The organism is Marinobacter sp. EVN1 (assembly GCF_000475375.1).
Classification (GTDB): Bacteria; Pseudomonadota; Gammaproteobacteria; order Pseudomonadales; family Oleiphilaceae; genus Marinobacter; species Marinobacter nauticus.
The window spans coordinates 1-25542 of record NZ_AXCB01000007.1; the positions used below are offsets into that span (position 1 = coordinate 1).

Sequence of the window (25542 nt, forward strand, 5' to 3'; positions counted from 1 at the left end):
CGCCGGTGCGCTCTGGCGTTAAACGTCACAAGGAAGTATTCGTGGAATTTCTGTTAATACTGCTCATCCCACTTGGATTTATTGGAGTTTTCCTTGCGGCTCCCTTTTGGATCTCTCGGGTCACGAAAGCCGAGCATGAAGAGGTATTTATTGAAGCCCAAAACTATGAGGGAAAGTAGAGAGACGAGTTCATAGAAGCACAGCGAAAAGACAAACGCCTTGGCGAATACAGCAAGAGCCTCTCTGGAGGAGCGGTACTTATCTTCATAGCCGGATTTGCTCTGCTGTCAGGGGAGCTTTCGATTCGCGGAGGCGACCCAATAGTAAGCCAAGCTAATGGCGATGATCGATTCTTTGCTTTTGTAGGGATTATTTTGGTTTTGGGTGTTTTGCTTGCTGGATACGGGTTGATAGGGAAGTGGAAAAATGGAACGTTAAACAAGTCACGGAAGACGGACGCGTAGGACGCGCCGCTTTGCGACCGTCAGCTTGTCACACAGGCGGGCAGAAAACCTCTTTTTGAGCCACCTCACCTTCCGAAGCAAGTCCATCGCGCATGCGTTAGGCGTTACTTGTCGATAGAGACAGAGATTCGTTTAAGAACAGATAGCGTCGTTTCGAGCTCTGCCTGTGTGATGTCCGCTGAGCATTTCACTGCCCAACCAGATTGCTTTTCGCCCAATTTCGAATATGCAATTGCTCCAAATTCAGAAAGACTTACCAGCTTCGCACGTTTGTGGTCCGGATTTTCGTTAAACAGCAGTAACTCATCGTCATGCATAGCATCCACGAGTCTTTGTACCGCTTGTCTTGTCAGTCCCATTCTCCGTGCTATTTGCGGCACGGTTTGTGGCTCACCGGCGAGAGAAAGAGCCCCCAAGATTTTCCAGCGAGCGCTCGTAATCCCATATTCTGATCCCATCTGATCACCTTCGCTTACAAGGAGTCCTCCGAGCTTAAACACCTCAAGGACAATATCGGTAAACACTCGGCCTTTCTGAGAATCGGTCATCTGGCGCCCTTCTAAGTTGACAACGTGTTGACAACATGGGTTGTCGTATACAGAATGACAACATGTTACCAACTAGCCTTCCTGGGGGAAACCATGATGCTCACCCTTCATCGTCTTTCTGCGTCAATAGCAACTCTGTGCATAGCCATCTTTTTCTCGGTAACAGTTTTGGTCGAGCTCTTCGGCTCGCCAGGGTCCATCGCAACTGTGAAAAGCCTTATTGTATGGCCAGGTCTGTTCATTCTGGTGCCTTCCATTGCACTAGCTGGTGGTAGTGGTTTCACCTTGGCCAAAACCAGAAGTGGAAAGCTGGTTTCACAAAAGAAGACAAGAATGCCTGTCATTGGCATGAACGGAATTTTGATATTAATACCGTGCGCTGTATTTCTTGATAGATGGGCATCAGTAGGCGCTTTTGATGCGCGTTTTTATACAGTGCAAGGAATTGAACTGCTTGTGGGGGCAGTCAATTTAGTGTTGATGGGGTTGAACCTGAGAGATGGTTTAAAGTTGACCGGAAGATTTGGGCAATTGACGGCACGCAGCAGGTAAGAGCTCGTCAACTCTTGCTGTCAGACGGTTACGCTTGGCCTCAACTTAATGGGCGGAGGTCAGCGTGGATCAAATTTCGCGGACTATCAGGTATGGATTATTTATGGCCAAGCCGGATGGGGAATTATGATCACATCACTGCTCATCAACATGCCCGTATCGTCAAGAAGTGGATAACCAGTATTGGACTTGATCTTTCCGTCTATGCCACCCACTCAATGAGACGCAGCAAGGCAACACTAATCTACAAGAAGACCAAAAATCTTCGAGCAGTCCAGTTGCTATTGGGGCACACAAATATGTCCAGTACCGTGCGATAGCTTGGTGTCGAGGTGGAGGATGCTATGGAGATAGCTGAGAGTATTGAGATCTGATTGCTGTAAAGTGGCCCTTCAATTCGAACCACTGGGAATCGAAGCCGCTCTCTGAGTCAGTCGATAACCATATATCTGGTTTTCTCAGACATCCTCTGATGTCTAAACAAAAGTGAGCACTCGTGGCGCCTCCTCAGTGCAACGCGACCGAACTGGTGGCCTGGAATGTCAGGCCACGTCTCCGAAGGTCCTGCGCCAGTCTCGGGGGCTTACGTGGTGACGTTGCTTGAAATGCTGCCGGAAGGATGTTGCTGTGTGAAAGCCAATTCTTTCCGAGATGACCTCCACAGAAAGCGATGTGGATTCCAGCAGTTCCCGCCCGCGCCGTAATCGTTCACTCACCAACCACTCCATCACCGTCATGCCCGTTGCCTTCTGAAAGTGGCGGGTGAAGGTGCGCCGACTCATGGCGGTGCGGGCGGCCAGGTCATCGAGGGTGTGGCTTTCGGCCAGATGTTCCCGCAGGTAATCCAATAACCGATTGATGTGCGCGTCCTGGGTGGACATCGCGACTGGCTGTTCTATGAACTGAGCCTGTCCACCTTCCCGGTGTGGTGGGACCACCATAAGGCGGGCAAGGGTATTGGCGGTCTTGGCACCGTAATACTCCCGCACCAGAAACAGGCAGCAATCCAGCCCAGCAGCTGTACCAGCGGAGGTAACCAGCCGGTCATCCTCCACATAGAGGGCGTTGGTATCCAGGTTCACCTGCGGAAACCGCTTGAGAAAGTCCTGCTCTGCTAACCAGTGGGTTGAGGCCCGTTTGTTATCCAGCAAACCCGCATAGGCCAGTGCATAGGTGCCGTAACAAAGGCCCACCACATGGGCACCGTGCTTATGGCAACGGATGAGGGCTTCCGACAGTTCGGGAGGTGGCGCTTCAGTTAGATCGTGCCAACCGGGTACTACAGCAATATCAACCGCATCCAATAGATCCAGGCCTCCGTCCGGCTGCACGGTCATGGCCCGCTCGGATGCCAGGGGCTTCCCGTCCGGCGTGATTATCAGCAACTCGAACAAGGGGCCTTCGGGCAGGGCAATGCTGAACACCATGTAGGGTACGGAGAAATGGAAAGGGCTGAATTGCGGGTGAAGAACAAGCCCGACTTTCGGTAGCGCCACGGTGTCACTCCTGCGGTTTATTTAACCTGATAATACCTGCGTGGCCCGATTCTTTCGATCATTGTCTTTCAGGTCAATATTGGTGGTGATCAGATCTCCGTAGACTTTATTCCATCAACGAACACCTTGTTGGAGGATAAGCACCATGTTGATCAAAACCTTTTCTGGCGCCCTGATGCTGGCTTCGGCTGTTTTTGCTGGCGTTGCATTCGCCGAATCGGATTCCCGGGAATCCAGCCACCAGATACAGCAAATTCGTAATGCCACCATCAAAGTTACATACGGAGAGACCACCTTTCTGATCGACCCCATGCTGGCCGACCAGGGGGCTTACCCGGGCTTTCCGAACACGTACCGTAGTGAGCTGCGCAATCCTTTGGTGGGCTTGCCCATGGCCGCTGAGGATGTGATTGAGGGTACCGATGCGGTGATCGTGACCCATACCCACCTGGACCACTGGGATGATGCCGCCCAGAAGCTGTTGCCGAAGAGTATTCCCCTGTTTGTGCAGAATGCGGCGGATGCTGAGATGATCCGCTCACAAGGCTTCAAGGATGTGCGCATTCTGAATGGTGAAGCCGAATTTGGCGGTGTGACCATCCATAAAACCGCCGGACAACATGGCTCCAATACCCTTTATGCCATTCCAGAGCTGGCAAAGGTGCTTGGGGAAATCATGGGCGTGGTTTTTGAGGCAGAGGGGCAGAAAACCACTTATGTGGTAGGCGATACCGTGTGGCGCGATGAAGTTGTGCAAACACTGGAGCGCTTCCAGCCGAATGTGGTTGTGCTGAATGCCGGGGCGGCGGAACTAACAGGTTTTGAGGGCGACCCGATCATCATGGGCACAGAAGATACCCGGCGGGTGCACCGGGCTTTGCCGGACGCGGCCATCGTCGCCGTGCACATGGACGCGGTGAACCATATGACTCTGAGCCGTGAGGAATTGGCCGAATTCGTGCAAAACGAGGGAATTGAAGAGCAGGTTCTGATCCCGGCCGATGGTGAGATTCTTTCTTTCTGACCCAAACACACCTGAAACATATGACCCAATGAGGAGCCGTCTAATGCGTAAGCGAGCCGTTATTGTTGTGGATATTCAGAATGAGTACTTTGCTTCCGGCAAACTGCCGCTGGTGAACATTGAACAGGCAGCCGCCAACGCAGCAAAGGTGATTGACGCAGCGCGTCAGAACAAAGACCTGCTGGTGCATGTTCACCACGAGTTTCCGGACCCGAATGCGCCTGTGTTCACGCCGGGCTCAGACGGCATCAACATCCACGAATCCGTGGCACCGGAAGGTGATGAGCCGGTTATTCTCAAGAACTACCCCAACTCATTCCTGAAGACCAATCTGAAAGAGTTGCTCGATTCTAACAACATCGAGGAGGTTGTGGTGATTGGTGCCATGAGCCATATGTGCATCGAAGCCACCAGTCGTGCGGCCTCGGACTTTGGTTACAAGGTCACTGTGTTGGAAGATGCCTGCGCCACAATGGATCTGGAGTTCAACGGCGGGAAGGTGCCTGCGGCACAAGTTCATGCCACGGCTATGGCGGCGCTTGGGTTTGCCTATGCGAGTGTACTGTCGACTGGGGAATACCTGTGAGGATACTGCTCTTCGTATCTATACTGAAAAACCGGCGTCCAGTCTGTCTCGATATCAATGATTTGAGCCACACCCCAAATGTCGGCCATGAAATCGCAGATGCTGCTCGATAAAGCTCGAGATAAAGAAGTAGCTGTGGTCGTAGCCCTCCCGGAAATTGAGCTCCAGCGGGTAATTGCTGGTGCTGGCTGCGGCCTCAAGCGCCTCTGGCCGAAGTTGATCAGTCAGAAAGTTGTCCGCGTCCCCCTGGTCGACCAGTGCCGGTACGAACTGTGTTGCATCCCGCATCAGCAGGCTGGCGTCGTATTCGGCCCAACGCGAGCTGTCTTTGCCCAGGTAGGCAGTAAAGGCCTTTTTGCCCCATGGGCAGTTTACCGGGTTGCTGATCGGGCTGAAGGCCGACACGGACTGGTACCGCGCCGGGTTGCGCAGAGCCAGAACCAGGGCGCCATGACCACCCATTGAATGGCCCGCAATCGAGCGTTGATTCGTTACCGGGAAAACAGATTCGATCAGTGCAGGCAGCTCATTCAGAACATAGTCGTACATGCGGTAGTGGGGATGCCATGGGCTTTCGGTCGCGTTCACATAGAAGCCCGCTCCCTGGCCAAGATCGTAGCTTTCATCGTCGACAACGTGATCGCCCCGGGGGCTGGTATCCGGTGCCACGATGGCCATGCCCAGTTCTGCAGCCGCGCGATGGGCGCCGGCTTTCTGCATGAAGTTTTCGTCTGTGCAGGTGAGGCCGGAAAGCCAGTAAAGCACCGGCACTTTCTGTCCGTTGGCAACCTGCGGTGGCAGGTAGATGGCGAAGCGCATAGCGCAGCCAAGGCTTTCAGACGGATGGCTGTACTGTTTGTGCCAGCCACCAAAACTTTTGTTACTGCTCAGGTTTTCAAGGGTCATTGGACACTCCGTTGCGGGGCGGCCCGCCGAAGTGGCGGGCCGCCCTCACCATCACTTGTCGAAATGGATAACGCTGCGAATGCTCTTGCCTTCGTGCATCAACTCAAAGGCTTCGTTGATGTCATCGAGGCCCATGGTGTGGGTGATGAAATCATTCAGCTTGAACTCCCCTTGCAGGTAGCGTTCAACAATGCCGGGTAGCTCGGAACGGCCTTTGACCCCACCGAAGGCGGATCCTCTCCAGACGCGACCGGTAACGAGCTGGAACGGGCGGGTGGAAATTTCCTGGCCTGCCCCGGCAACGCCAATAATGACCGACTCGCCCCAGCCCTTGTGGCAACATTCCAGTGCGGACCGCATGACATCGACGTTGCCTATGCATTCGAAGGAATAGTCCACGCCACCGTCAGTCAGTTCAACGATCACTTCCTGAATCGGCTTGTCATAGTCTTTGGGATTGATGCAGTCGGTTGCGCCAAGCTGTCGTGCCAGGTCGAATTTGCTGTCATTGATATCGATGCCAATGATTCGGCTCGCCTTGGCCATGGTCGCGCCAATAATCGCAGACAGGCCGATGCCGCCGAGACCGAAAATGGCCACCGTAGCGCCTTCTTCCACCCTGGCGGTATTCATGACGGCGCCCATGCCGGTGGTTACGCCGCAACCCAGCAGGCACACCTCTTCCAGCGGGGCTTCCTTGTTGACCTTCGCCAGCGAAATCTCCGGCAGAACGGTGTACTCGGAGAAGGTCGAGCAACCCATGTAATGATGAATGGGCTGGCCGTCCTTGTAAAAACGGCTGGTGCCGTCGGGCATCAGCCCCTTGCCCTGGGTTTCGCGGATTTTCCCGCACAGGTTGGTTTTGCCGGACAGGCAGAATTTGCACTCGCCACATTCGGGGGTATACAGGGGAATAACGTGATCGCCGACGGCAACACTGGTAACGCCTTCACCAATCGCCTCTACAATGCCGCCGCCTTCATGGCCAAGGATGGCTGGAAAGTTGCCCTCGGGATCCTCACCCGAGAGGGTGAATGCATCGGTGTGGCATACACCGGTTGCGATCACTTTTACCCGTACTTCCCCCGTTTTCGGGGGCATCACGTCCACCTCTTCAACCGACAGTGGCTGACCCGGGCCCCAGGCAATTGCTGCTTTTGATTTGATCGTCTCAGCCATAACGTTCTCCATTGGTCATTCAGGAAGGGCGGGACGCCCAAACGAAGGCCATATTGTATTTATGGCCCTTTGATTGATAATCGCTGTTTTTATCAAATCAACTTTACGTGTGTGCAATAATCGGGTGGTGCAAAGCAAAAAGGGAAAACCATGTATCGCTGGGAAGGGGTAAACGAGTTTGTGGCGGTTGCCGAAACCGAGAGTTTCACGCGTGCCGCGAAGCGACTGGACGTGTCGACGGCACAGGTCAGTCGTCAGGTCAGTGCCTTGGAGGCCCGCTTAGCCACCCGGTTGTTCTACCGCACCACACGCCGGGTGTCGGTAACCGAGGCCGGACAGATCTTTTACCAGCACTGCCGGCAGGTACTAGACGCCCTGGAGCAGGCGGAACGCTCTATTACCAACATGCAGCTGGTCCCGCGAGGAAGACTAAGGCTGACTGCCCCGGTGACCTATGGAGAGAAATCCATTGCGCCGCTGGTCAATGACTTCGTTTTGCGATACCCCGAACTCGACGTGGACATGAAGCTTACTAACCAGACACTGGACCTGGTCGCTGAGGGGTACGATCTTGCCGTGCGCATGGGAAAGCTGCAGGATTCGACCTTGATGGCCCGGCGTCTCGCATCCCGAACCCTATACGTGTGTGCCTCGCCGGATTATCTCGCCACGCACGGCACGCCTCACTCGTTGTCCGAACTGGCGAACCACAACTGCCTGCTGGGAAACCTGGATTACTGGCGCTTCCAGGAATTGGGCCAGCCGCGCAACGTGCGGGTAACGGGGAACATCCGTTGCGACAGTGGCAGGGCCCTGCTTGATGCCGCCCTCAAGGGGATTGGCATTGTTCAGCTTCCGGATTACTACGTTCAGCGCGCACTGGATTCCAGGCTGTTGATTCCGGTGCTGACCCGTTATCAGGAAGACGATGACGGAATCTGGGCGGTGTATCCCCATAACCGTCATCTGTCGCCGAAGATAAGGCTGCTGCTGGATTTTCTTTCGGAATCCCTGAAACCTGGCGGTTCTCCGCCGGACGCAGCAAACGCGGATTATTAAGCAATGAACCGATGGAATTGTGTATTCAAAGAACGGCGCTTTGCGACCGTAGTTCCCGTCTGTACCTCCGCAAGCCAGCCTGAATTCCAAAGGGTGTCAGGAGCACCGACCAAGCTGTCGGCCACACCTCAGCGCCAACGGCCGGCCAAACTGTGGGTTCAAGAACACTTTTGTTATACTCGCCGGATTCGACAATAAACCGGGTCATGGAATGGGCCGAACACGATGATGACCAAAAAGGATCTTCCCCTCCGTCAGTTGCTGAAGCTGCGCAATTCCTGGATCGCCTGGGTGGTATTCCTGGTGTCTGTGGTTGCGACGGTATTGCTTTGGCAGGTCTCCATCCGGCTGGTTGAAGATCGCACCGAGGCCCGATTCCGCACTCAGTCCCTGCAGCTTAAAACCGCGATTGAAGAACGCCTGCTCAATTACGAACAGGTTCTTGCCGGCAGTGCCGGACTGTTTGCTGTCACCGGTAAAGTCACACGCGATCAGTGGAAAGAGTACGTCGACAACGTCGATATCAATCGTTATTACCCCGGTATTGAGGGTATTGGCTACGTTGAGCGTATTGGTGTCCGCGAAATGGCCGATCACATTGCCTCGGTTCGGGCGGAGGGGCTCTACAATTATCTGGTCAAGCCGCTGGGTACCGGGCCCTACTACTATCCCATGGTTTATCTGGAGCCGGGCACCGAGCGTAATCGCAAGGCGCTGGGTTATGACGCTTTCAGTGACCCCATCCACCGCACCGCCATGGAGCAGGCCCGGGATGACGCTATCCCGACGGTCACCGGCAAGGTTGTGCTGGTGCAGGAGTCTGTCGCCGAGGATCAGGCCGGTTTTCTGATGTACTACCCGGTGTTCCAGGGCGGCGAGATTCCGGAGATACGGGCCGAGCGCCGCATGATGCTGGCCGGGTACGTGTTCAGTGCCTTCCGGATGAACAACCTGATCGACGGTATTGTTGGCCTGATATCGCCATTTCTGGATGTGCGCATTTACGACAGCGGGGTGGTGGCACGAGATACGCTGATGTATGGCTCCAATCTCGGTTCGCTGGACAACGAATTCAGCTTTGAAATGAGCCAGACCATCAGACACGGTGGCCGGGAATGGTTGCTGCAGACCCGTTCTACACCAGCCTTTGATTATCTCGCCGCCGATCCACGGCCTCCTATTGTTCTCGGCTCTGGCCTGGCCATCAGTTTGCTGCTCTGGCTTTTTGTTCTGGCCCTGATTCGCTCCCGGCTGATTGCCCAGGTTAGTGCCGGCCGTTATCGCGCCATTACCGAGGGTGCAGCCAACGTTACCCTGGTCATGGATCGTCGAGGGCGCCCGCTCTATGCCAGCCCTTCCAGTCGTGACATCCTGGGATTCGATCCGGACAAGGTGGAAACACTGGAATTCGAGAAGCTGGTGCATATGGATGACTGGTCGCACCTGCAAAGAGGCTTTGAAGAGTCCATGGCCTCCCCGGGCAAACAGATGCCAGTGGTGCGTGCCCGGGTGCGCGATGCCGATGGCCAATGGCGTGATATGGAAGGCACCTTCACCGCGATGCTCTCGGTGCCTGGCGTCAACGGTGTGGTTCTGAGCCTTCGCGATCTTACCCAGCTCAAGGCGGCTCAGTCCGAACTGCACCGGCTGGCGTTCTACGATCCACTGACCGGGCTCGCCAACCGGCAGCTGTTCCGGGATCGGTTGAATCACGTGGTTCGTCGCAGTCGCCGAAGTGGCGAGGCGGCAGCCCTGATGTTCCTTGATCTGGACGGTTTCAAGCGGATCAACGATACCCTGGGGCACGATGCCGGTGACGAACTTCTGCGTCAGGTCGCGCAATGGCTGGAAGGCTGTGTCCGTGAGGAAGATTCCGTGGCCCGGCTCGGTGGCGACGAATTTGTGGTGTTGTTGTCCCGGATCAGCGGCTCTGAATCCGCCGGCAAAGTGGCGGAAAACATTTTGCGGCGCCTGTGCCAGCGTATTCGATTGAACGACCATGAGGTAGGTGTGACCGTCAGTATCGGGATCACCATGATCCCTCACGACAGTGAGGATGCAGGCGCGCTGATGAAATATGCCGACCTGGCTATGTACCGCGCCAAGGAACTGGGGCGCAATACCTATCAGTTCTTCACGCCGGCCATGAACATCCAGGCCGCTCGCCGTCTGCTACAACAGGAAGAGCTGGCCACGGCACTCGATGGCGACCGGTTCGTGCTGCACTACCAGCCAAAAGTGGATCTGGCCACTCAGCGGGTGATCGGTGTGGAGGCTTTCCTGCGCTGGCATCATCCGGAAAAAGGCCTGGTCTCGGCCCAGCAGTTCATCACCTTGGCGGAGGAAACCGGGTTGATTATCCGCCTGGGCGAGCTGGCGCTGCGGCAAGCCTGTATCCAGGTCCAGGCACTTGAGCGGGCCGGGTTCGAGTCGCTGAAGATGGCGGTGAACTTCTCGGTGCGGCAGCTGACGGACTCCGGCTTCCTGGACATGATCCGGCGGGTGATTACCGAGACGGGAGTCTCTCCCGAGCGGCTGGAGCTGGAAATGCCGGCGGAGTTGCTCAATGAAGACCCGAGAATGCTGCGGGAATTGCTGGTGTCCCTGAACGATCTGGGCGTGTGCCTGATTCTGGATGATTTCGGTACCGGCTCCTGCTCACTGGTGGCGCTGCAGCAGTTGCCGCTGGATGTGATCAAGATTGATCATCGCTTCATTCGCGACATTCCCTACAACGTCAGTGCCACCGATGTGGCGTCGGCGGTGATTGCCCTGGCTCACAAACTGCACCTGACGGTGGTGGCGGAAGGGGTGGAAACGCTGCAGCAGCTGACGTTCCTGAAATCCGCCGGTTGCGCCCAGTGCCAGGGCAATCTGTTCAGCTATCCGCTGGACGAAGATGCCCTGATCGGATTCCTGATCCGGCAGTACGAGAAGCCGCTTATTTCCTGATCATGGCAATGGCGGCCTGTAACCGGTAAAATCACGCCGTTCCCGGATCCCGGTAGCGGCCCCTCCGGGCTCAATCCTACGTCTTATATGAGTAATCATTGTCTGTGACTGAACTGAGCCGAATCCGTAACTTTTCCATTATTGCCCACATCGACCACGGTAAATCCACGCTGGCGGATCGTTTTATCCAGATCTGCGGTGGCCTGACAGACCGTGAAATGGCCGAACAGGTCCTGGACTCCATGGATCTGGAGCGGGAACGCGGGATCACCATCAAGGCCCAGAGCGTCACGCTCAACTACAAGGCAAAGGATGGGGAAACCTACAAACTGAATTTCATCGATACCCCGGGCCACGTGGATTTCTCCTACGAGGTGTCCCGCTCACTGTACGCCTGTGAAGGGGCGCTGCTGGTAGTGGATGCCGGTCAGGGTGTGGAAGCCCAGTCGGTGGCCAACTGCTACACCGCTATCGAACAAGGCCTTGAAGTGGTGCCGGTCCTGAACAAGATGGATCTGCCCCAGGCCGAGCCCGAGCGGGTTGCGGCGGAAATTGAAGACATTATCGGCATTGACGCTTCCGATGCCGTGCGCTGCAGTGCCAAAAGCGGACTGGGTGTTGAGGATGTACTCGAGGATCTGATCAAAAAGATTCCGCCCCCCAAGGGTGATCGCAGCGCGCCGTTGCAGGCACTGATTATTGATTCCTGGTTTGATAACTACCTGGGCGTGGTGTCACTGGTTCGGGTGACCGAAGGTGTACTGCGTAAAGGCGACAAGATCGTTATCAAGTCCACCAAGAAAGCCTGGAACGCCGACAAGGTTGGTGTCTTCAATCCCAAGCCGACCGACACCGATGTGCTTGAAGCCGGTGACGTCGGTTTTGTTGTTGCGGGAATCAAGGATATCCACGGTGCGCCGGTGGGTGACACCATCGTGCACCAGAAGTTTGCGGAAGAAACCCCGATGCTGCCGGGGTTCAAGAAGGTGAAACCCCAGGTTTACGCCGGTCTGTTCCCGGTCAGCGCCGACGATTATGACGATTTCCGGGATGCCCTGGAAAAGCTCACCCTCAACGACGCCTCGCTGTTCTTTGAGCCCGAGAACTCGGATGCTCTGGGCTTCGGTTTCCGCTGTGGTTTCCTGGGCATGCTGCACATGGAGATCATCCAGGAGCGGCTGGAGAGAGAGTACGACCTGGATCTGATTACCACGGCGCCGACGGTAATCTACGAAGTGGTCACCAAGCAGGGTGAGACTCTGTCGGTGGACAACCCCTCAAGGCTCCCGGATATTGGTTCCATCGAAGAAATGCGTGAGCCCATTGTCGAGGCCAACATCCTGGTACCCCAGGAGCACCTCGGTAATGTCATTGCCCTGTGTGAAGAAAAGCGCGGTGTGCAGAAGAACATGCACTTCATGTCCACACAGGTACAGCTCACCTACGAGCTGCCGATGGCGGAAGTGGTGATGGACTTCTTTGATCGGATCAAATCGGCCAGCCGTGGCTTTGCATCACTGGATTACCACTTTGTCCGTTTCCAGAGTGCCAACCTGGTTCGCCTGGATGTGCTGATCAACGGGGATCGTGTCGACGCCCTGGCGCTGATTGTGCACCGGGATCTGTCCCACCGCAAAGGGCGCCAGTTGATCGAGAAGATGAAAGAGCTGATCCCGCGTCAGATGTTTGATATTGCCATTCAGGCTGCCATTGGTACCCAGGTGGTCTCCCGGGTAACGGTCAAGGCCCTGCGCAAGAACGTAACGGCGAAGTGTTACGGTGGCGACGTCAGCCGTAAAAAGAAACTGCTTCAGAAGCAGAAGGAAGGTAAAAAACGCATGAAGCAGCTGGGTAATGTCGAGGTGCCTCAGGAAGCGTTTCTTGCTGTATTGAAAGTGGATAACTAAAAAGGCACCTGGATGGACATTGATTTTCCACTGGTACTGGTGGTTCTGACCTTCGTCACCGGAGCGGTCTGGCTGGCGGACATCGCGTTCCTGAGAAAGCGTCGGCTTGCCGGCGCAGAGCAGGGTGGCCAGGTAGACGAATCAGCCGATGAGTTCGAGGACCGGGAACCCTGGCTGGTGGATATCAGCCGCTCATTTTTCCCCGTGCTGGCGGTAGTCCTGGTGCTTCGGTCGTTCCTGATCGAGCCGTTCCAGATCCCCTCAGGCTCCATGTTGCCGACCCTCGAAGTGGGGGATTTTATCCTGGTCAACAAGTACGCCTATGGCCTGCGCCTGCCGGTGGCCGGTACCAAGATTGTTGAGATCGGCGATCCGGAGCGGGGTGATGTCATGGTGTTCCGCTATCCTGAGGATGGCACCACCAATTACATCAAGCGGGTTGTCGGCCTGCCGGGCGATCATATTCGTTACCGCAACAAGCAACTGTTCATCAATGATGAGCCGGTTCCCCGGGATTTCGTTGCGCGCTTGCCCCCCATGGAACGCTGGCGGGAACAGTTGGGTGAGGTTGAACATGATCTGTACCTGACCATGGGGCGGGTGAGCGGTTCCGGTGAGGGAGAATGGGTTGTTCCTGAAGGCCATTACTTTGTCATGGGCGATAACCGCGACAACAGTAACGACAGCCGTTTCTGGGGCACGGTGCCGGATGAGATGGTGGTGGGCAAGGCCTTTGCCATCTGGATGCACTGGAAATCACTGACAAGTCTGCCATCTTTTGATCGGGTGGGTGGCATCCAATAATTCTGATGGTTCCGGAGTATAAGACGATGAGAAGACACTATCCCGCAGGCCTGAACACGCAGCAGGGCGGCGCTTTGACGATGATGATCATGGCTCTGTTCTTTGGTGGCCTGCTGACTCTGGCGATCAAGATCGGGCCGGCCTACCTGGATGACTTTACCATCCAGGAAGCTCTGGAAAGCCTGGATGGTACCGACGGCCTGTCACAGATGGGTCCGGCACAGGTGCGCAGCCTGATTAACAAGCGCCTGAGTGTGAATAACGTTGACGGTTTTGATCCAAAGAACATCTCCGTTGAAAAAAATGGCGAACTGGTCGTAATCAAGGTGGATTACGAGGTTCGCAATAACATCTTCCGGAACGTGGACACCGTTGTGCACTTCCAGCACGAGTATGAGTTTCAGGGCCAGTGAGTTCACAACCAGACCTAGACCAACTTCAGCGCCGCATTGGCTACCAGTTCAAGGAACCGGAGCGGCTTCTGCTGGCGCTGACCCATCGCAGTTTTGGCAACCAGAATAACGAACGTCTTGAATTTCTGGGCGATTCTATCGTGAACATGGTGATCGCCGAGTATCTGTATCTTCATTTCGAGAAGGCCCGGGAAGGGCAGTTGAGCCGGCTTCGGGCCCGTATGGTCAAGGGGGTTACCCTCGCGGAGATCGGTCGTGAATTTCAGTTGGGCCAGTATCTGAGGCTCGGTTCGGGAGAGCTGAAAAGTGGTGGCTTCCGCCGTGAGTCCATTCTCGCCGATGCCGTGGAATCCATTATCGGGGCCATTTATCTGGACAGCGACTTTCATACCTGTCGGGCTCAGGTGTTACGCTGGTTTGAACAGCGCTTGGCAAACCTGGATATTCAGGACACCCAGAAAGATCCGAAAACCCGGTTGCAGGAGTACCTGCAGTCCAGGCAATTTCCGTTGCCGCGCTATGAAGTGATTTCCGTTGACGGCGAGGCCCACAACCAGACTTTTCATGTCTCCTGCGCCTTGCCCTCGCTGGACCGTAAAACCACCGGCACTGGCAGTAGTCGACGTGTTGCTGAACAGCAGGCCGCCCGAAATGCACTCAAGCAACTGGGTGTGGAGAATTCCTGATGACTGATATTACCCGCCCGGAAAACCCGGAAAGCCGCTGTGGTTTCGTCGCCATTGTCGGCCGGCCGAATGTGGGCAAGTCTACACTGCTCAATCACATTCTTGGCCAGAAGCTGAGCATCACCTCACGGAAGCCACAGACCACCAGGCATCAGGTGCTCGGTATCAAGACAGAGGGCCCGGTACAGGCCATTTATGTCGATACACCGGGCATGCATGAGGATGAGCCCCGTGCCCTGAACCGCTATATGAACAAGGCGGCCGCGTCCGCCCTTATCGACGTGGATGTGGTGGTCTTCGTGGTGGATCAGCTGGCGTGGACCAGCGCCGATGAGATGGTGCTGGAGAAGCTCAAGCGGGTGAAGTGCCCGGTTATCCTGGCGGTCAACAAAGTCGACAAGCTGGAGAAGCGGGAGCTGTTGTTGCCCCATCTGGAGGCTCTGTCCAAAAAGCGGGACTTTGCCGAGATCATTCCTCTTTCGGCACTGAAAGAGACCAATCTGGAGCCGCTGGAATCGGCTGTTGGCCGCTTCCTGCCCGAAAGTGTCCACTTCTACCCCGATGATCAGATCACAGACCGCAGTGAACGCTTTATGGCGGCCGAAATGGTCAGGGAGAAAATCACTCGTCAACTGGGCGCTGAACTGCCGTATTCCGTGGCAGTGGAGATTGAAGAGTTCAAGCACCAGGGCAATACCCTGCATGTTTCGGCACTGATTCTGGTCGAACGGGAAGGCCAGAAGAAAATCATCATTGGCGATAAGGGTGAGCGCCTGCGTAGTATCGGTCAGGAAGCCCGGGTTGATATGGAGCGGATGTTCGGATCCAAGGTGATGCTCCGGCTCTGGGTCAAGGTCAAGCGAGGCTGGGCTGACAGCGACAGGGCTCTGAAAAGCCTGGGCATGAGCGATTTCTGAGGCCGCCATGAAGGGCGCGGTGCAGCAAGAGCCCGCTTATGTGGTCCATCGGCGACCCTGGCGCGAAACCGCCTTGCTGGTGGATCTGTTTACTCTGAATCACGGCCGCATGAGTGTGGTTGCCCGAGGCGCCAACAGCACTAAGAGCCCGCTCAAGGCCCAGCTTCAGCCATTCCAGCCGTTATTAGTGGACTGGACCGGCAAAAGTGAGCTGAAAACCCTGGTGCAGCTGGAAGTGCGCAGTGCGCCAGCGGTCAGCCAACCCCGCGCGTTGTACAGTGGTTTCTACATTAATGAACTGGTTCAGCGGGTGTTACCGGTGGCCGATCCCTCCCCCGCGTTGTTTGCCAGCTACATTGAAACGCTGCAGGCCCTGGCGGATCTGTCTTCACAGGATGATGTGGAGCCGTTGCTGAGGCATTTTGAGCGCGCATTTGCCGCCTCGCTGGGCTACGATTTTGCCTGGGACGAAACCACGGATACAGGTATGCCTGTACAGGCAGGCGAGCTCTATGGCTACGATCCGGGCCAGGGCATCGTTTCCAATCTCGCGCCGGAGTTGCCATTGCGCCAATTGCCGGGTGAGGCATTGCTGGCACTGGCGGCCGGCGATTTCATGAGTGAAGCACCCCGTAAAACCGCCAAGCGCGTCATGCGGGTGCTGGTGGATTACCTTTTGCAGGGCCGGCCGCTGCACAGCCGTTCCCTGTTCAGTCATTCGAATCCGTCATCTGGGAGAGAATCATGAATACCCGAGTCCTGCTTGGAGTGAATATTGATCATGTGGCCACCTTGCGTCAGGCCCGGGGCACCCGTTACCCGGACCCCGTGCAGGCGGCGTTGGTGGCGGAAGAAGCAGGTGCTGATGGCATCACCATTCACCCCCGTGAGGATCGCCGGCATATCCAGGACCGGGATGTGCTGCTGTTGCGGGAAGTACTGCAGACCAAAATGAATCTGGAAATGGCGGTGACCGACGCCATGCTGGCGTTCGCCGAGCAGGTGCGCCCGGAATGTGTCTGCCTGGTGCCGGAAAAACGCGAGGAGCTCACCACCGAAGGTGGACTGGATGTGGATGGCCAGGAAGAGCGCGTGGCCAAGGCCTGTGATCGTCTGGCAAAAATCGGCGCCGAGGTTTCGTTGTTTATCGATCCGGACCCGGTACAGATCGACGCGGCGGTGCGCTGCGGTGCGCCGGTGGTTGAGTTGCATACCGGTGAATATGCCGAGGCCGGGGAACCCGAAGCGGTGGAAGCCTCATTCAAAGTGCTTGCCGATGCCGTGGCCTATGCCCGCAAGAAGGGGCTGATTGTGAATGCCGGCCATGGTCTGCATTACCACAACACAGAGCGGGTGGCCGCTATCCCGGGTATCAATGAACTGAACATCGGCCATGCGATCATCGCCCGTGCCGTCTTTACCGGCCTGAAAGATGCGGTCCGGGACATGAAGGCGATTCTTGACCGGGCCAGGGCCTGATCAACAGTCAGGTGGTTTCCGGCTGGCGCTGCTGTTCCCGGAACAGTTGCTGCCAGTCGGTCTGCTCACTCCAGATCTGCAGCCGCTCCATGGCCGAAATCAGTTGATCTTTTAACAGCTCTCGATCCGGAGCCTCGCACTTCAGGGCGGTCTCGAACCGGTTGGCGGCTGTGCGGAGTTCGGGAACGCCGCAGTAGCGGGTGGCCCCGTGAAGCTTATGCACGCACTCAAGCAGGGGCTCGTTGCCACCGGTCTGCCAAAGCGCCTGAATCCGGTCGATATCGGTGTGTAACTGCTCCAGCAACATACTGAACAGCTCCTCCGCCAGATCGGCCTTGCCCGCCGCCAGTTGAATGCTCTCCTCTACACTGACGCAGTCCTGCTGCATCCGGCGATTTGACGGCCGCAGTGTCCGGCGGGTATCCCGTACTTCGGAAATCCGGAAGCGGTCGGCGCTATTGGTGCAGTCGTAGCCGGTGTATTCGCGAATCAGTTCCACCAGTTGGCTGCTGCTGATCGGCTTGGGCATATAGCCGTCGAAGCCTTGTTGCGCCAGCCGTTCCTGTTCGTCCGCCAGAGCGTGGGCGGTCAGGGCAATAATGGGGGTGTGGTGTGAGCCGCTGTCCAGATCACGGATGCGGGCCGTGGTTTCCACGCCGTCCATCCCCGGCATCTGCAGGTCCATGAACACCAGGTCAAACGCCTTCTGACGCACCTTGGTCAATGCCTCGAATCCGCTGGAGGCGCCTTCGGCTTCCAGGCGGCAGTCATTGAGCAAGGTCATTACCAGTTTCAGGTTGGCTTCGTTATCGTCCACCGCCAGAATGCGGGGCGTGCCTGAGCCGCTGTTCTGCCTCAATGGTAGCGCGGCTTCCGGCGCGCTTCGGTTGCCCGACTGAATGCCATGGATCAGCAGCAGCAGTTCATCGTAGAGGGCGTCCCGGCAGACCGGTTTGGTCAGGTGGCCGCTGGCCAGGCCTGACAGCGGCGTGTCGTGGGTTTCCAGAGTGGGCGTCAGCAACAGGGTGCGGCAGTCGCGTTCCACTTCCAGGGAACGCACCAGGTTGCAGTACTGGCTGGAGTTGAGCAGGTGGCGGGTAATGCCGATGATGGCGCCGGCGTAGCCTTCCTGCCTCCGTTGCGCCTCTTCTATCTGTTCCTGCAGCGCTCCGGGTGAGGCAACCCGTTCAACGGCCACGCCCCAGTCCCTTAACAGGTGCTCCACCGCCAGCCCGGTGGTCTTCTGGTGTTCGAGATAGATGATCTTTTCGCCCCGGAGCGCCTCTTTGGGGCTGGAGCTGTCGCCGGTTGAGGACAGTTCCGGCGTCAGGGTAAACCAGAACGTGGAACCTTTGCCCAGCTCACTTTCCAGGCCGATCTTGCCGCCCATTTCTTCCACCAGCCGTTTGGAAATCGCCAGCCCCAGACCGGTACCGCCATACTGGCGGGCAGTGGAGGCATCGGCCTGGCTGAAGGCGTTAAACAGTGACTGCTGCTGGGCACGTGACAGACCAACGCCGGAATCGGTGATGCTCAGGCGCAGTGTGACCCGGTTATGCTCGGTATCTTCGTCTTCCAGACTCGCCCGTAATACCACTTCGCCGGTCTGGGTGAACTTGATGGCATTGTTCACCAGGTTGGTGATCACCTGCTTGACTCGCAGCGGATCCCCCATGATGTTGTCCGGTACATCGTTGTAGACCAGTGGCACCAGGTCCAGGTTTTTAGCGTGGGCAGCCGGTGCCAGCATGACCATCACTTCCTCAACGATATCCCGGAGCTGGAACGGCACGCGGTCCAGTATCAGTTTGCCGGCTTCGATCTTGGAGAAATCCAAAATGTCGTTAATGATGGTCAGCAGGATTTCCGAGGATTTGCGGATGGTGTTCAGGTGGTCGCGCTGCTGGCGGGGCAGTGGGCTTTTCAGCAACAGCTCGGTGAAGCCGATGATGCCGTTCAGCGGCGTCCGGATTTCATGGGACATGTTGGCCAGGAACTCGGATTTGATCCGGCTCGCTTCCAGTGCTTCCTTGCGGGCAAAGTCCAGTTCGATATTCTGGATTTCAATGGTCTCCAGGGTCTCCCGCAGGTCTTCGGTGGCCTGGTCAATGTTCTGTTGCATTTCGGCCTGGGCCTTACTCAATTCCGAGGCCATATCATTGAGCCCCGACTCCAGCTGTTCGAACTCCGGGCCGGCACTGGTGTAAACCCGGGTGTCGAGCTTGCCTTCCTTGAGTTTGGCTACGGCTTCGTTGAGCTGGAATACCGGGTCGGTGAAGGCACGGCTCAGCCGCAGCGCGATGGCAAGACTGAGCAGGACACCACCGATCACCAGCAGCAGCGAGATCAGCAGCGCCTTGTAGGTTTCCTTTTCCGTGCGCACGTGGGACATCTCTACGGCAACCCAGCCCAGCGGGGCCTGGCGTTCCGCCGCAGACTGGCGGGCGTCCGGGTCCAGCATGGTCTCGATCATCAGATCCTGAAGGTGAACCGGCGTGACAAAACGAGTGCTGCTATCGTGGGTCAACCGGATCGGCTGGTTGGGTTCCAGCGGTGCCATCGCCACGGTTTCAGCGCTGCCTGGGCCAGTATGAAGCATGCGCTGGCCATCGCTGCCATAGAAGGTGATGGAGCGAACATCCTGTTCTTCAAGAAGGGCGTTGGAGAGGCTGCTCAGCAGGCTGCGATTGGCCGTGAACAGGCCGTATTCAGAGCCTGCGGCAAGCTGTCGGGACAGGGACTCACCGCGATCCTTCAGCAGGTTCTCAATGTTGTTCACCCAGCTGTAGGTAAAGAATAGCCCTAACAACAGCGTGGTGAGCAGGGTGGGAACCAGAGTTACCACCAGTACTTTCTTGCGAATGCCCCAACGTCGCATACCGAGTTCCTGTAAAATTACCTTGTCCGCCGGCAGGGAGCGCCTGCTGGTGGATACTTCCATGTCAGCATAGCTGAACGGCAATGATATAACCGTGGCCGTTATCCCGGAAACAGACAGTTATAGCCGCAGGTCATGGATATAGCGACAAGCTGTATTGGGACAAGGCGGCCATAACGCGTATGATTCGAATCCGAAAGTGTATCACAGGGTATCAATATGATTTTCCCCACCATTGAAGATTATGTCGGCCATACACCCCTGGTGCGTCTGCAGCGTCTGCCGGGAGACACCAGTAACGTCATCCTGGCAAAACTGGAGGGGAACAACCCGGCAGGTTCGGTGAAAGACCGGCCGGCTTTGAGCATGATCCAGGAGGCTGAACGCCGGGGAGAGATCAAGCCCGGGGACACCCTGATTGAAGCCACCTCCGGCAATACCGGTATCGCGCTGGCCATGGCCGCGGCCATCAAGGGCTATCGAATGGTGCTGATCATGCCTGATAACCTGAGTGAGGAACGACGCGCCTCCATGCGTGCATACGGCGCCCAGGTGGTGAACGTTTCCCGTGAGCAGGGCATGGAAGGCGCCCGGGATCTGGCCATTCGAATGGAGGCCGAAGGTAAGGGCAAGGTTCTGGACCAGTTCAGCAATGCCGATAACCCTTCGGCCCACTATCACACCACGGGCCCGGAAATCTGGGAGCAGACCGCCGGGCGGGTTACGCACTTTGTCAGCTCCATGGGCACCACCGGTACCATCATGGGCGTGTCCCGTTACCTGAAAGAGCGCAATCCCGATATCCGTATTATCGGCCTGCAGCCAGAGGATGGGGCTTCGATTCCGGGTATTCGCCGCTGGCCGGAGGCTTACCTGCCGAAAATCTACGATGCCAGCCGGGTCGACCAGGTTCTGGATATTGGCCAGCAGGAAGCCGAGGACACCATGCGGGCACTGGCCGAGCGAGAGGGCATTTTCTGTGGTGTGTCCTCCGGCGGTGCCATTGCAGCGGCCCTGAAATTGTCCCGTGAGGTTGAAAACGCCGTGATCGTGGCCATTATCTGTGACCGCGGAGACCGTTACCTCTCCACCGGTGTGTTTCCCGGCGCCTGAGTGGCCCCCAATCAAGAGAATTCTATATGAGTAAGCGTCGCCGCAAGGTTCTGCCCAAGGAGCCCGTGCGTTGTGAAATCGAGACCCTGAGCCACGATGGCCGGGGCATTGCCCGCGCTGATGGCAAAACCCAGTTTGTTGACGGAGCCCTGCCGGGCGAAACCGTGATGGCCAAAATGGTCAGCACCCGCAGCCGGTTTGATGAGCTGCGCACAACCGAAGTGCTGGAAGCAGCCCCTGACCGCCAGCAGCCACCCTGTGAGTTTGCCGATCTTTGCGGTGGTTGCAGTCTTCAGCACATGAGCGCCGATGCCCAGATACGGTTCAAGGAAAATACCCTGCGCGAGCATTTTGCCCACTTTGGGGGCATTGAACCGGAGCAGTGGGTGGCTCCGATGCGTTCTCCGGATAGCCTCGGCTATCGTCGCAAGGCGCGGCTGGGCGTACGTTATGTGAAGGCCCGGGAGTCGGTGCTGGTTGGTTTCCGGGAGAAGCGCAATAGCTTTCTGACCGATATTGACCGCTGCGTGGTACTGGATCCCCGGATCGGTGAGCGAATCGAGCCTCTTCGGGAGTTGCTACATGGCATGGCGGCATTTGACCGGATTGCCCAGGTAGAAGTGGCCTGTGGCGATGATACGGCTGCCATGGTGTTCCGGAACATGGATGACCTGGTGCCGGACGACCGGGAAAAGCTGATCGCCTTTGGTCAGGCCCATGACTTGCATATCTATCTGCAGCCCAAGGGCCCGGACACCGTGCACCGGATCTGGCCGGAATCGGGCGGGCGGGACGATGAACGCCTGACCTATCGTATGGATGAGTTTGACCTCACCATGGCCTTCCATCCCATGGACTTTACCCAGGTGAACGCCGGCATCAACCGCAATATGGTACACCGTGCGGTCGAGTGGCTGGACGTCCAGCCCGGAGAGCGGGTACTGGATCTGTTCTGCGGCCTGGGCAACTTTACGCTGCCACTGGCCCGCAAGGGCGGGCAGGTTGTGGGTGTGGAAGGCGACGATGCCATGGTGGTTCGCGGCCGTGAAAACGCCCGCCTGAACGATCTCTCCAATGTGGAATTCCACGGGGCAGATCTGCACGGGGATTTCACCGGGCAATCCTGGGCAAAAGAGGGTTTTGACAAGATTCTGATCGATCCACCCCGTTCGGGCGCGGAGGAGATCTGTAAGTATCTGACTGCTTTCGGTGCCAACCGCATTGTTTACGTGTCCTGCAACCCCGCTACCCTGGCGCGGGATGCCGGGGTGATGGTGCGCAACGGTTATCGGCTGGTACAGGCCGGTGTGATGGATATGTTCCCCCATACCACCCACGTTGAGTCCATTGCGTTGTTTGAGCGTAGCGCAGACTGACCGGGTTTAGGGGGTATGCAACGGAACGGCCAGGATGGCCGTGAGAATAACCGAAAAACAAATGGGTAAAGCTCTGCCATGGTAAAAGTTCGGGAAGACTATTCGATCAGCGGTGATGGCGAGGTCGATATAGACCGCTGCGTGCAGCACATCGCTGAACAGACTCATCTCGAGGATCCGGATCAGCTTCGGCGGGCTTGTGAGAAAGCCGCCCAGATTGCCGTTCAGGCGTTCCGGGAAGACCGTTTGTGGGCGCCCGGAGCCAGCAGTTTCCGGACCGGTCTGGAAATGGCGCAGGTTTTGGCAGAGCTGCATCTTGATCAGGCCAGCCTGGTTGCCGCCGTGCTCTATCGGGCGGTGCGTGAAGAACGGGTGCCGCTTGAAGAGGTTCGCAAGGAATTCGGCGATGAAGTGGCGGGGCTGATTAACGGCGTGCAGCAGATGGCTGCGATTTCGTCCATCCATCATCCGCTCAAGGGCAATGTCCTGGGGCAGAGCGAAGGCCAGTTGGACAATGTCCGCAAGATGCTGGTCACCATGATTGATGACGTTCGGGTGGCGCTCATCAAACTGGCAGAGCGCACCTGCGCTATCCGCGCAGTGAAAGATGCGCCGGAAGAAAAACGCATGCGCGTGGCCCGGGAAGTCTTCGACATCTATGCTCCGTTGGCGCACAGGCTCGGTATCGGCCACATCAAATGGGAGCTGGAAGATCTCTCGTTCCGCTACTTGCATGGCTCCGCGTACAAGAAAATCGCCAAGTTGCTGGATGAGAAACGGCTAGACCGTGAAAGCTACATCCGCCGGGTGATTGATACCCTGCAAACCGAGCTCAAGGCTTCCGGTATCAAGGCCGAGCTCAGCGGGCGGGCCAAGCACATCTACAGTATCTGGCGGAAGATGCGTCGTAAGGGAATTGATTTTTCCCAGGTATACGATGTCCGTGCCGTGCGCATTCTGGTGCCGGAAGTACGTGATTGCTATGGCGCGCTGGGGATTGTTCACACCCTGTGGCGCCACATTCCCAACGAGTTCGATGACTACATTGCCAACCCCAAGGAGAACGGTTATCAGTCGCTTCACACGGCGGTGATCGGCCCGGAAGGCAAGGTCATGGAGGTGCAGATTCGCACCCATGCCATGCATGAAGAAGCGGAACTGGGCGTATGTGCCCACTGGCTGTACAAGGGCACCGATACCAGGAACAAATCCACCGGCTACGACGCCAAGATCAACTGGTTGCGCCAGGTTCTGGAGTGGCAGGAGGAGCTGGGCGACATTTCCGGACTGGCGGATCATCTGAAATCAGACGTGGCCTCAGACCGGGTGTATGTGTTTACGCCGGAAGGCCATGTGGTAGACCTGCCCCAGGGCGCCACGCCGGTGGATTTTGCCTACCGGGTGCATACCGAAATTGGTCATGCCTGCCGGGGTGCCAGGGTGAACAGCCGCATCGTTCCGCTGACTTACCCGCTCAAGACCGGGGATCAGGTATTTATTCTGACTTCCAACAATCCGGCTCCCAGCAGGGACTGGCTCAACCCGAGCCTGGGCTATATTCAGACGTCCAGGGCCCGGGCGAAGGTTACACACTGGTTCAAACAGCAGAACCGTGACCGCAATGTCATTGACGGCCGCGCTATTCTGGAAGACGAGTTCAAGCGCCTGTCGCTGTTTGATGTGGAGCTGGAACAACTGGCGGCCAAGGTCAACTACCACAGCATTGATGATATGTTTGCCGCCATCGGGGCGGGAGATCTGCGGCCTACTCATGTGGCCAATGTGGCTCAGCAACTGTTGGAGCCCCGGTCCGAACAGCTGGATCTTAAGCTGACCCCGAACCGGAAAAAGCCCTACGACACTGAATCCGATATCCAGATACTTGGTGTTGGCAAGCTGAAAACCCAGGTGGCCAAGTGCTGCAAACCGCTGCCCGGCGACCCGATCGGAGGCTATATCACCGTGGGCCGCGGCGTGACCGTGCATCGCCAGGACTGCCTCATGTTCCTGAACCTGCGGGAATTTGAACCGAACCGCATCATTGAAGTGAACTGGGGCGGGCAGCCGGCGGCGGTCTATCCAGTGGATATCGAAATCGAGGCCTATGATCGATCCGGTCTGCTGCGAGACATCACCCAGGTGCTGTCTTCGTCCCGCAGTGATGTGTTGTCTCTCAACACCGTGACCAACAAAGACGAAAACACGGCCACTATGCGGGTGACGGTGGAAATCTCCAGTCTGGAGCAGTTGGCGCGGCTGCTGGCCCAGATTCGGAACCTGCCGAACATCATCGACGTAAGGCGGAAACGCGGATGAGTTACAGCATCGAAGATCTGAAACACCTGATGGCCCGGCTCCGGGATCCGGACACCGGTTGCCCCTGGGACACCAAACAGACCTTTGCCAGCATCGTGCCTCACACGATTGAAGAAGCTTACGAAGTCGCTGACGCCATCGAGCAGGAGGATTTCCCACATCTGAAAGACGAACTGGGAGATCTTCTTTTCCAGGTCATCTTCTATGCCCGCATGGGAGAAGAAGCCGGCCACTTTGAGTTTGATGGCATTGTTGACCATTTGGTTCGCAAGCTGGTTCGGCGCCATCCCCACGTGTTTCCGGGGGGCACGCTGGAGAGTCGTATCGATCCGGATAATCGACCCGACGAAGCCTGGATCAAGGAAAGCTGGGAGCGCATCAAGGCCGAGGAGCGTGCTGAGAAGCCGGTGGCGGATACTCCGGCCAGCCGTCTGGACGGTATTGCCCGCACTCTGCCGGCCATGGCCCGGGCGGAAAAACTGCAACGGCGTGCGGCCCGGCATGGCTTCGACTGGCCGGATATCGGCCCGGTGTTCGACAAACTTCACGAAGAGATCGACGAGCTTAAGGAAGCCTGGCAAATGGCCGAGGCCGGTACCGGAGATCTGGATGCGGTTGAGGACGAGCTGGGTGACCTGCTGTTTGTTTGTGTAAATCTGGCACGTTTCCTGAAAGTAAATCCCGAGCAGGCCCTGAAGCGAACCAATCACAAGTTTGATGCCCGGTTCCGTGCCATTGAGCGGGTGCTGGAAAAAGAAGGTCGTAATCTGGATGAAGAAACCCTGGAAGCGCTGGATGCCGTGTGGCAGAGCGTGAAAGGGGTGGAAAAGGAGTAGGGAAGCGGAACTGGAAACCGTCACCGATAGGTACAATCCGTTACCAATTTT

Annotated in this window: 22 protein-coding genes; 17 read left to right on the forward strand and 5 right to left on the reverse strand. The window is 56.9% G+C overall.

Features of this window, described 5'->3' with window-relative positions:
* Positions 1 to 568: 568 nt before the first annotated feature.
* Positions 569 to 1012 carry a MarR family winged helix-turn-helix transcriptional regulator gene (locus Q674_RS23495; RefSeq protein WP_023007915.1) on the reverse strand — a complete coding sequence of 148 codons (444 nt, stop codon included), beginning with the start codon at positions 1010 to 1012 and terminating at the stop codon, positions 569 to 571.
* A 93-nt stretch (positions 1013 to 1105) separates the two neighbouring features.
* On the opposite strand from Q674_RS23495, the gene Q674_RS23500 reads away from it, so the two are divergent.
* Together Q674_RS23500 and Q674_RS40775 are read left to right on the forward strand one after the other, a co-directional pair.
* Positions 1106 to 1564, forward strand: a complete 459-nt coding sequence (locus tag Q674_RS23500; RefSeq protein WP_023007916.1) for a hypothetical protein — start codon at positions 1106 to 1108, stop codon at positions 1562 to 1564.
* Positions 1565 to 1656: 92 nt separating this feature from the next.
* Positions 1657 to 1884, forward strand: a complete 228-nt coding sequence (locus Q674_RS40775; protein WP_081698907.1) for a tyrosine-type recombinase/integrase — start codon at positions 1657 to 1659, stop codon at positions 1882 to 1884.
* A gap of 222 nt (positions 1885 to 2106) precedes the next feature.
* Here Q674_RS40775 and Q674_RS23505 read toward each other — a convergent pair whose 3' ends face one another.
* The gene (locus Q674_RS23505; protein WP_023007917.1) at positions 2107 to 3060 is read right to left on the reverse strand and encodes a GlxA family transcriptional regulator; all 954 of its coding nucleotides are present in this window, start codon (positions 3058 to 3060) and stop codon (positions 2107 to 2109) included.
* 145 nt (positions 3061 to 3205) lie between these two features.
* Here Q674_RS23505 and Q674_RS23510 point away from each other — a divergent pair, with 145 nt between their 5' ends.
* Both Q674_RS23510 and Q674_RS23515 read left to right on the forward strand, forming a co-directional pair.
* Complete coding sequence (locus Q674_RS23510; protein WP_023007918.1) at positions 3206 to 4084, forward strand: MBL fold metallo-hydrolase; 879 nt, start codon at positions 3206 to 3208, stop codon at positions 4082 to 4084.
* A 43-nt stretch (positions 4085 to 4127) separates the two neighbouring features.
* Complete coding sequence (locus Q674_RS23515) at positions 4128 to 4670, forward strand: cysteine hydrolase family protein (protein WP_023007919.1); 543 nt, start codon at positions 4128 to 4130, stop codon at positions 4668 to 4670.
* A 54-nt stretch (positions 4671 to 4724) separates the two neighbouring features.
* Here the strand turns inward: Q674_RS23515 and fghA are convergent, their stop codons facing one another.
* Positions 4725 to 5576, reverse strand: coding sequence for an S-formylglutathione hydrolase (gene fghA, locus Q674_RS23520; protein ID WP_023007920.1), 852 nt, complete (start codon positions 5574 to 5576; stop codon positions 4725 to 4727).
* 51 nt (positions 5577 to 5627) lie between these two features.
* Positions 5628 to 6755, reverse strand: a complete 1128-nt coding sequence (locus Q674_RS23525; protein WP_152526049.1) for an S-(hydroxymethyl)glutathione dehydrogenase/class III alcohol dehydrogenase — start codon at positions 6753 to 6755, stop codon at positions 5628 to 5630.
* 150 nt (positions 6756 to 6905) lie between these two features.
* On the opposite strand from Q674_RS23525, the gene Q674_RS23530 reads away from it, so the two are divergent.
* The 9 genes from Q674_RS23530 to pdxJ all read left to right on the forward strand — a co-directional run bounded on the left by Q674_RS23530 (position 6906) and on the right by pdxJ (position 16972).
* The gene (locus Q674_RS23530; protein WP_023007922.1) at positions 6906 to 7814 is read left to right on the forward strand and encodes a LysR substrate-binding domain-containing protein; all 909 of its coding nucleotides are present in this window, start codon (positions 6906 to 6908) and stop codon (positions 7812 to 7814) included.
* Between the two features lie 225 nt (positions 7815 to 8039).
* On the forward strand, positions 8040 to 10766 hold the full coding sequence (locus Q674_RS23535; protein ID WP_023007923.1) for an EAL domain-containing protein: 2727 nt from the start codon (positions 8040 to 8042) through the stop codon (positions 10764 to 10766).
* Positions 10767 to 10870: 104 nt separating this feature from the next.
* Positions 10871 to 12673 carry a translation elongation factor 4 gene (lepA, locus tag Q674_RS23540; protein ID WP_011785715.1) on the forward strand — a complete coding sequence of 601 codons (1803 nt, stop codon included), beginning with the start codon at positions 10871 to 10873 and terminating at the stop codon, positions 12671 to 12673.
* A 12-nt stretch (positions 12674 to 12685) separates the two neighbouring features.
* Positions 12686 to 13477: a signal peptidase I gene (gene lepB / locus Q674_RS23545; protein WP_023007924.1), complete on the forward strand. Its 792-nt coding sequence runs from the start codon at positions 12686 to 12688 to the stop codon at positions 13475 to 13477.
* A 26-nt stretch (positions 13478 to 13503) separates the two neighbouring features.
* Entirely contained in the window at positions 13504 to 13890 is a 387-nt protein-coding gene (locus tag Q674_RS23550; protein WP_023007925.1) for a DUF4845 domain-containing protein, read from the forward strand.
* On the forward strand, positions 13887 to 14576 hold the full coding sequence (rnc, locus tag Q674_RS23555) for a ribonuclease III (RefSeq protein WP_011785712.1): 690 nt from the start codon (positions 13887 to 13889) through the stop codon (positions 14574 to 14576). Before Q674_RS23550 ends, rnc begins: the two co-directional genes overlap by 4 nt.
* Positions 14576 to 15493, forward strand: a complete 918-nt coding sequence (gene era, locus Q674_RS23560) for a GTPase Era (RefSeq protein WP_011785711.1) — start codon at positions 14576 to 14578, stop codon at positions 15491 to 15493. Before rnc ends, era begins: the two co-directional genes overlap by 1 nt.
* 7 nt (positions 15494 to 15500) lie before the next feature.
* Positions 15501 to 16241, forward strand: a complete 741-nt coding sequence (recO, locus tag Q674_RS23565) for a DNA repair protein RecO (RefSeq protein WP_023007926.1) — start codon at positions 15501 to 15503, stop codon at positions 16239 to 16241.
* Positions 16238 to 16972: a pyridoxine 5'-phosphate synthase gene (gene pdxJ / locus Q674_RS23570; protein WP_014420775.1), complete on the forward strand. Its 735-nt coding sequence runs from the start codon at positions 16238 to 16240 to the stop codon at positions 16970 to 16972. Before recO ends, pdxJ begins: the two co-directional genes overlap by 4 nt.
* Before the next feature lie 7 nt (positions 16973 to 16979).
* On the opposite strand, the gene Q674_RS23575 is transcribed toward pdxJ, so the two are convergent.
* Positions 16980 to 19850: an ATP-binding protein gene (locus Q674_RS23575; protein ID WP_031209676.1), complete on the reverse strand. Its 2871-nt coding sequence runs from the start codon at positions 19848 to 19850 to the stop codon at positions 16980 to 16982.
* A gap of 219 nt (positions 19851 to 20069) precedes the next feature.
* Between Q674_RS23575 and cysM the strand changes: the two genes are divergently transcribed.
* The 4 genes from cysM (at position 20070) to mazG (ending at position 25491) form a co-directional block, all read left to right on the forward strand.
* A complete protein-coding gene (gene cysM, locus Q674_RS23580; RefSeq protein WP_011785707.1) occupies positions 20070 to 20963 on the forward strand; it encodes a cysteine synthase CysM in 894 nt (297 codons plus the stop codon).
* Positions 20964 to 20989: 26 nt separating this feature from the next.
* Entirely contained in the window at positions 20990 to 22339 is a 1350-nt protein-coding gene (gene rlmD / locus Q674_RS23585) for a 23S rRNA (uracil(1939)-C(5))-methyltransferase RlmD (RefSeq protein WP_014420778.1), read from the forward strand.
* A 78-nt stretch (positions 22340 to 22417) separates the two neighbouring features.
* Positions 22418 to 24655, forward strand: a complete 2238-nt coding sequence (gene relA, locus Q674_RS23590) for a GTP diphosphokinase (protein WP_023007928.1) — start codon at positions 22418 to 22420, stop codon at positions 24653 to 24655.
* Positions 24652 to 25491, forward strand: a complete 840-nt coding sequence (gene mazG, locus Q674_RS23595; RefSeq protein WP_023007929.1) for a nucleoside triphosphate pyrophosphohydrolase — start codon at positions 24652 to 24654, stop codon at positions 25489 to 25491. The genes relA and mazG overlap by 4 nt, the downstream gene beginning before the upstream one ends.
* The last annotated feature ends 51 nt before the right edge of the window (positions 25492 to 25542 follow it).